This window comes from Streptomyces sp. MZ04 (genome assembly GCF_004684775.1).
In the GTDB taxonomy this organism is placed as follows: Bacteria; Actinomycetota; Actinomycetes; order Streptomycetales; family Streptomycetaceae; genus Streptomyces.
On record NZ_SRIC01000351.1, the window covers coordinates 1 to 7,609 of the forward strand.

At 70.5% G+C, this 7,609-nt stretch carries 7 protein-coding genes; 1 reads left to right on the forward strand and 6 read right to left on the reverse strand.

Going from position 1 to position 7,609, the window contains the following annotated elements; translation table 11 throughout:
* Nucleotides 1-496, reverse strand: a 496-nt coding sequence (locus tag E2651_RS38745) for a DUF6350 family protein (protein WP_245239482.1), incomplete at its 3' end; no start/stop codon positions are given.
* 167 nt (nt 497-663) lie between these two features.
* On the opposite strand from E2651_RS38745, the gene E2651_RS38750 reads away from it, so the two are divergent.
* Nucleotides 664-1,815 carry a helix-turn-helix domain-containing protein gene (locus E2651_RS38750; protein WP_135335968.1) on the forward strand — a complete coding sequence of 384 codons (1,152 nt, stop codon included), beginning with the start codon at nt 664-666 and terminating at the stop codon, nt 1,813-1,815.
* Between the two features lie 73 nt (nt 1,816-1,888).
* Here the strand turns inward: E2651_RS38750 and sucD are convergent, their stop codons facing one another.
* From sucD to E2651_RS38775, 5 genes are all read right to left on the reverse strand, one after another.
* The gene (sucD, locus tag E2651_RS38755; protein ID WP_030779547.1) at nt 1,889-2,773 is read right to left on the reverse strand and encodes a succinate--CoA ligase subunit alpha; all 885 of its coding nucleotides are present in this window, start codon (nt 2,771-2,773) and stop codon (nt 1,889-1,891) included.
* A 45-nt stretch (nt 2,774-2,818) separates the two neighbouring features.
* Nucleotides 2,819-3,997 (reverse strand): ADP-forming succinate--CoA ligase subunit beta, encoded by a 1,179-nt coding sequence (gene sucC / locus E2651_RS38760; protein WP_135335969.1) that lies wholly within the window; start codon nt 3,995-3,997, stop codon nt 2,819-2,821.
* 355 nt (nt 3,998-4,352) lie between these two features.
* Complete coding sequence (locus E2651_RS38765) at nt 4,353-5,423, reverse strand: hypothetical protein (RefSeq protein ID WP_135335970.1); 1,071 nt, start codon at nt 5,421-5,423, stop codon at nt 4,353-4,355.
* Nucleotides 5,424-5,548: 125 nt separating this feature from the next.
* Nucleotides 5,549-6,442: a hypothetical protein gene (locus tag E2651_RS38770; RefSeq protein WP_135335971.1), complete on the reverse strand. Its 894-nt coding sequence runs from the start codon at nt 6,440-6,442 to the stop codon at nt 5,549-5,551.
* A gap of 128 nt (nt 6,443-6,570) precedes the next feature.
* Nucleotides 6,571-7,609, reverse strand: a 1,039-nt coding sequence (locus E2651_RS38775) for a VWA domain-containing protein (protein WP_135335972.1), incomplete at its 5' end; no start/stop codon positions are given.

Sequence of the window (7,609 nt, forward strand, 5' to 3'; positions counted from 1 at the left end):
CCACCGGCACCTGCACGGCCGCGCTCACCCACGAAGGCCGCAACTCACCCCCCGCCGCATACAGCGTCGCCGCCGTACCGACCAGCAGATAGCCGCCGACCACCCCGCACCACGCGGTCCGCACCGCCATCCCCCGCCCCTCCGGATCCGCCGCGTCCCGCGCCGCCCGGTGCACAAGCCAGCCCGGGAGCACCACCAGGAGCAGCGGCGTCACACCGACCGGCGCGGGCACCCCGGAGAGCGTGTCCGTCCTGATCAGCTCCGTGCCGTGCGCGATCAGCCACACCGCGGCCGCGACATGCAGCGCCCCGCCGGGCCCGCTGTCCGGATACGGCGAGCTGATCCACAGCGCCATCACCAGGACGGCACACGAACCGAGCCCGAGCCCGGCCGCGACGGCCCCGCCGAACAGGCAGGTCGCCAGTCCGGGTGAGCGGCCCCGCGCCCGTTCAAGGAGCGGCTTCAGGGGCGGCAACGAAGAGCTGCGGTCGGTGATGTGAGTCACCCCGCCATGCTCCCAACGACACGCGCTTTCTCCCCGTAACAGGCGAATACCCGATGTGTCGCTCAAGATACGTTTATGTACTTTTCCGTACGGCGGGTCGGCTGCGCCCGGCTGCCCGTCGCACGACGGCACACGGCCCCCGGCGCGGAGAGTCCGACATGACCCAGAGCCCTGCTACCCCGTTGCCGCCCCCGAAGGAACGCCGGCGACTGCGCGAGGCAACGTCCCTGAGCCAGGCGGAGCTCGCCACAAAAGTGGGCGTCACGAAGGAAACAGTCCGCTCCTGGGAGTCGGGCCGCACCGCCCCACGCGGCCGCAGACGTGAGATCTACGCCAAACTCCTGGCGACGTTCACAGAGGAGCAGAAGTCGGCTGTCCATGGTGTGGGCAGGCATTCCGCAGGGCGGAACGGATGGGCACAACGCACACTGCCCAGCACCGCAAAGACCAACGACAGGCCGACGCCCAGCCCTGTGGCGGTAGCCACGCCAGAAGCACCGCCCGCCAAGACCTTGACCCCCGCAGAAGCCTTCGACGAGCTCTGCGCGACCTGCGCCCCCTCCCTGGTCCGCCAGACCTACCTCCTCACCGGCCGCCGCGCCCTCGCCCAGGAATCCGTGGAACGCGCCTTCCAGCTCGCGTGGCAGCGCTGGCCCGAGGTCGCGGTCGACCGCGACCCCGCGAGCTGGGTCCGCGCGGCGGCGTACGAGTACGCCATGTCGCCCTGGCACCGCCTGCGCCCCGCCCACCGGCACCCGGACGCCCCGCCCGCCGAACGGGCCGACCGCGCCTTCCTCGACGTACTGATGAGCCTGCCGCCCGCACAGCGCCGCACCCTGCTGCTCTACGACGGCGTGGGCCTCGACCTGCCCGAGACGGCGGCCGAGACGGAGGCGAGCACGCCCGCGGCGGCCAACCGGCTGCTGCGCGCGCACGAAACGATCACCGAGAAGATCCCGGAACTCGCGGCGACCCCGGACGCCCTGCACCGGCGCCTGAGCGAACTCTGCACCGCGGAGAAGCTGCGCCCCCCGAAGGCGGACCGCGTCCGCACGGGAAGCGAGGACCGCGCCCGCTTCTGGACCCGCGCCGCGATCGCCCTCACGGCCCTGATCACCGGCGCGACGGCCCTGACCCTGCACACGGCCCCCACCCGCTACGAGCCCCCGCAGTCCCCCGGCAAGGCCATCAGCGGAGTCCCCCCGAGAATGGGCCCGGGCCCCTTGTCGTACGCGGACCAGACCCTCCACAGCAAGCTGCGCGCCGAGTTCTCGAGCGGCCCGGAACGCCTGACGCCACGGGCGGAATAGGCGCCCCGCGGACAAAAGCGGGCCCGCACCTCCGTAGAGATGCGGGCCCACCTTCAACAGCTCAGGTCAAGCTTCAGCCGGCCAGAATGGCCCGCGCCAGCTTCGCCGTCTCGGTCGGCGTCTTGCCGACCTTCACACCGGCGGCCTCGAGGGCCTCCTTCTTGGCCTGTGCGGTGCCAGAAGAGCCGGAGACAATGGCGCCGGCGTGGCCCATCGTCTTGCCCTCGGGGGCGGTGAAGCCGGCGACGTAGCCGACGACCGGCTTCGTCACGTTGGCCTTGATGTAGTCCGCCGCGCGCTCCTCGGCGTCGCCGCCGATCTCGCCGATCATGACGATCAGGTCGGTGTCGGGGTCGGCCTCGAACGCCTCGAGGGCGTCGATGTGCGTCGTACCGATGACCGGGTCGCCACCGATGCCGACGGCCGACGAGAAGCCGATGTCACGGAGCTCGTACATCATCTGGTACGTCAGCGTGCCGGACTTCGAGACCAGGCCGATGCGGCCCGGCTTCGTGATGTCGCCCGGGATGATGCCGGCGTTCGACTGGCCCGGGGTGATGAGACCGGGGCAGTTCGGGCCGATGATGCGGGTCTTGTTGCCCTTCGACTTCGCGTACGCCCAGAAGGCGGCGGAGTCGTGGACGGCGATGCCCTCGGTGATGACGACCGCGAGGGGGATCTCGGCGTCGATCGCCTCGACGACGGCGGCCTTGGAGAAGGCCGGCGGCACGAAGAGGACGGAGACGTTGGCGCCCGTCGCCTCCATGGCCTCCTTGACCGTGCCGAAGACCGGCACCTCGGTGCCGTCGAAGTCGACCTTCGTGCCTGCCTTGCGCGGGTTCACGCCGCCGACGATGTTGGTGCCGTCACCCAGCATGAGCTTGGTGTGCTTCATGCCCGTGGCACCGGTCATGCCCTGGACGATGACCTTGCTGTCCTTGTTGAGGAAGATAGCCATGGCTGTTCTGTACCTAGTCCCTTGTCGTGTCGGAGACGCGCAATGTCACCGTGCGGCCGCGAGCTCGGCGGCCTTGTCGGCCGCGCCGTCCATGGTGTCCACGCGCTGCACGAGCGGGTGGTTGGCGTCGCTCAGGATCTTGCGACCCAGCTCCGCGTTGTTGCCGTCGAGACGGACGACCAGCGGCTTGGTGACTTCCTCGCCCTTGGACTTGAGGAGCTCAAGCGCCTGGACGATGCCGTTGGCGACCTCGTCGCACGCGGTGATGCCGCCGAAGACGTTGACGAAGACGGACTTGACGTCCGGGTCGCCGAGGATGATCTCCAGGCCGTTCGCCATGACCTCGGCCGAAGCGCCGCCGCCGATGTCGAGGAAGTTGGCCGGCTTGACGTTGTTGTGCGCCTCACCGGCGTACGCGACGACGTCGAGGGTGCTCATGACGAGACCCGCGCCGTTGCCGATGATGCCGACCTCGCCGTCGAGCTTGACGTAGTTGAGGTTCTTGGCCTTGGCAGCAGCCTCGAGCGGGTTGGCTGCGTCCTTGTCCTCGAGCGCCTCGTGGTCGGGCTGGCGGAAGTCGGCGTTCTCGTCGAGCGAGACCTTGCCGTCGAGGGCCAGGATGCGGCCGTCCTTGGTCTTCACCAGCGGGTTGACCTCGACGAGGAGCGCGTCCTCGGCGACGAAGGTGTCCCACAGGGTCACCATCGCATCGGCGACACCCTCGGCCACATCGGCCGGGAAGTTGGCCTTGGCCACGATCTCGCGGGCCTTCTCGATGCTCACGCCTTCGACGGCGTTGACCGGGACCTTCGCGAGGGCCTCGGGGGTCTTCTCCGCGACCTCCTCGATGTCCATGCCGCCCTGCACCGAGGCCATGGCCAGGAAGGTGCGGTTGGTGCGGTCGAGGAGGTACGAGACGTAGTACTCCGCCTCGATCTCCGGGGACAGCTCGGCGATCATCACCTTGTGGACCGTGTGGCCCTTGATGTCCATGCCGAGGATGTCCGTCGCGCGAGCGACGGCCTCGTCCGGGTTCGCCGCCAGCTTCACGCCGCCGGCCTTGCCGCGGCCACCGACCTTCACCTGTGCCTTGACGACCGACTTGCCGCCCAGCTTCTCGGTGGCCTGACGCGCCGCCTCAGGCGTGTCGATGACTTCACCGGCCAGCACCGGTACACCGTGCTTGGCGAAGAGGTCCCTCGCCTGGTACTCGAACAGGTCCACGCGCGTCCGTCCCTTTTCCGTGATCTCGCTGCGATCTCGCTGCTTTGTGGTCAGCTGTCTGCGTGGGCGTGCCGCGGAGGGCAACGTGACTGCGCTGTCACAAGGGAGGCGTAGGACGGAGTCCGGTACGCGGCATGTCCGCCTCGCAGGTTATCGCCGTGGGACGTGGGTCCCTAAATCGCGGATCACATTTGGGCGGTGATGACTGTCACAGATCGTGCCCTCGCCTCACCCTCACGGCCGCCCGAACGCCGAGGTGAGCGGCCCCTGTGGGTCCAGGGGCCGCCCGTTTGCGCCTGTTACGGCTGGTACGGCTGGTACGGCTGGTGCTGCCGTACGGGTGCCTCTCGCGTGATCAGCCGTTGTACGTCGCGTTGTACGTCGCGTTGTACGCCTGCTCGTACGTCGGCAGGTAGCTCGGGGCGACCGAGTCGGCCACGCCCTGGACGCCGGTGAGGGCGTTCCCGCCGAGCGCCTGCGCGTCGGGGGCGACGGTGCCCGTCAGGTCCTGCGCGAAGGGCGAGACCTGGCCGACGACGCCATCGGCGAACGGCCGCACGTCGCCCGTCACGCCGTACGCCAGCTGGTCGGCGCTGCCGCCGACACCCTGGACGACGGGCCGCACCTGGTCGGCGACGGTCCGCACGAGCGGCGAGACCGAGCCGACGACACCGCCCGCGAAGGGCTGTACGTCATCGGCGACGACACCCTGAGCGAACGGCCCGACCTCACCGACGACACCGCCGGCGAACGGCTGCACGTCGCCGACGACACCCTGCGCCAGGTACGTGACGTCGTTGACCGCCTGGCCCGCGACCGGCACGACGCCGGCGACGGCGGTGGCGGCGACGGGCGGCAGGACGGCCGTCGCCGTCTCGTCGACGATCGGGGTGGCGGTGGTGGTGGCCGCGGTGGCCGTCGTGGTGGCCGTCGTGGTGGCCGTCGCGGTGGTGTTCTCCAGCTCCGGGGCGAAGGCGGAGAGCGGGCCGAAGAGGTAGTCGACGGAGTCCTCGGGGGTGCTGACGTCCGGGGTGCTGACGTCCGGGGTGCTGACGTCCGGGGTGCCGACGTCCGGGGTGCCGACGGGGGCGTCGACCGTGGGGGCGTCGACCTGGGGGAGGTCCGCCTTGGGGGCGGCGGCGCGCACGTCGGCAACGGTGGACTTCGCGTCCGCGACGGTGGACTTCGCCTTGGCCTTGGCCTTGACCTTCGCCTTGACCTTCGCCTTGGCCTCGGCGGCGTCGCCCTTGGCGTTGTCGACCGTGACGTCGTCGACGGAGACGTCCTCGACCGCGTCGGACGCCTGGTCGGGCAGGGCGATGGAGTGCTGCGGCAGCTCGTCCGCGCTGGCGACGGTGGAACCGAGCGCCCAGGCACCCGTGACACCGGCGGCTATGACGATGGAACGGCGGATGTTCTTGTTCATGCTTGCGTCAGATCCTTCGAATTCGAACTCTGGCTGTGGTTCCAGTCCGTCCGGAGGCTTCCGGGGACCGGCGGGCAGACCTGTTCCGCCCCCGCGCGGCAGGTCATCGCGGGGAAAGGGCTGCCCTAGCCAGGGAATTCGGGAATGTCCCGGTGTCTGTCGCGGAGGGACGCGGAGACCTGAGAGGCCCCGGCACCGGCCAACAGCCGCACCGGCGCACGGCTGTCGCCCGAGGCCGCGCACGGATCGCCGTGCCGCGTCGAACCTCCGTCACCGGCCGACGGTCCGCCCAGCGTCCGCACCGGACCACCGGGCAGGGGAAGCGGCTCGTGCCCGCCGCGCGGCGCGCTTCCCGAGAGGTCGCCGCCCCAGAAACCGTCACCGCGCGTCAGCCGACCGACGAAGTACGCATCGCCGTCGCCGTGGCCGTGGCCGTGGCCGTGGCCGTACGAGGACCCGGCCCGCGCCCCGTGGGACTTCCGCCCCTCGTGCGCCCGGGCATTCGCCTCGCTCTGACCGCCACGCGAATCGGCGGCGCTGTCCGGCGCATCGGCCCCGGTACCGCCGTCGGCATCCTCGCCGTCACCGAGACCGGTGCCGGGCCGCGGCAGCTCGGGCATGTCCGGCAGCACCCGCTCCGGGCCGGCGGCGAGAAGTCCGGTGACCTCGTCGACGACCGGACGCACGACCCCGTCCACGGCGACATCATGTACGCCACGGACGACGGGCCCGGCGGCATCGGCACCGGCACGGGCGCCGGCGGCGAGCTCACCGGGAGCCTCGCGCACGGTCGTGTGCGCGGCCCGGGCCGTTTCACGCATCGGCTCGGCGGAAGCGTCGGCCGACCGCGCGGACTCCACGCGATCCGGGGCCGGCAGCCCATCGGCCGCCTGAGCCCGCTCACCGCAGAGGAAACCGAGCGCGAGCAACCCCGCGAGCAGCAGCACCACTTGCAGCGCACGCCGCCCGGCCACCGCGCGCACAGCGGCATCGGGCAGAACGACTGCTGCGGAGGTCAAGATGAGGTGGTTCCTCTGCTGGGTGAGGCAGGACACGGATGCCGGGCGGGCCGGGACACGGAGCGCGATGCTCGGAGTGAAGCCCGCCGATCCTCGCACGGGCCGCCCGTCCTTGCGCAAGTCCCCTGTTACCGATGCGCATTCATGTCCGGTATGGGAAGAGGGCGCCTTTCGATCGCCGCTGCCATCACCTCCGGGAAGAGATCCGGGGTACACGCGAACGCCGGTGCGTCGAGCGCCGCGAGCGCCGCCGCGTGCTCGCGGTCGTACGCGGGTGTCCCCTCGTCGGACAGCGCGAGCAACGTCACGAACTGCACGCCGGACGCCTTCATCGCCGCGACCCGCTTCAGCATCTCGTCGCGTATGCCCCCTTCGTAGAGGTCGCTGATGAGGACGACGACCGTGTCCGCGGGGCGGGTGATCTGCGACTGGCAGTACGCGAGCGCCCGGTTGATGTCCGTACCGCCACCGAGCTGCGTACCGAAGAGAACATCCACGGGATCGTCGAGCTGATCGGTCAGGTCGACCACATTCGTGTCGAAGACGACGAGCCTGGTGTCGATGGACCGCATCGACCCGAGCACGGCACCGAACACCGAGGCGTACACGACCGACGCGGCCATCGACCCCGACTGGTCGATGCAGAGGACGACCTCCTTCTTCACCGACTGCGATGCCCGCCCGTACCCGATGAGCCGCTCGGGCACGACCGTCCGGTACTCCGGCAGATAGTTCTTGAGGTTGGCCGCGATCGTGCGGTTCCAGTCGATGTCGTGGTGGCGCGGCCTGCTGACGCGGGCGCTGCGGTCGAGCGCGCCGGTGAGGGTGGCGCGGGTGCGCGTGGCGAGCCGCTTCTCCAGGTCCTCGACGACTTTGCGTACGACAGCTCGCGCGGTCTCCTTGGTCGTCTCGGGCATGGCCTTGTTGAGCGAGAGCAGCGTGCCCACCAGGTGCACGTCGGCCTCCACGGCCTCCAGCATCTCCGGCTCCAGGAGCAGCGTGGAGAGCCCGAGCCGGTCGATGGCATCACGCTGCATGACCTGGACGACGGACGACGGGAAGTACGTCCGGATGTCCCCGAGCCAGCGCGCCACGGACGGCGCGGACGCCCCGAGCCCCGCCGAACGCTCCCGCCCCCGGCCCTTCTTCTCCTCCCCACCGCCGTAC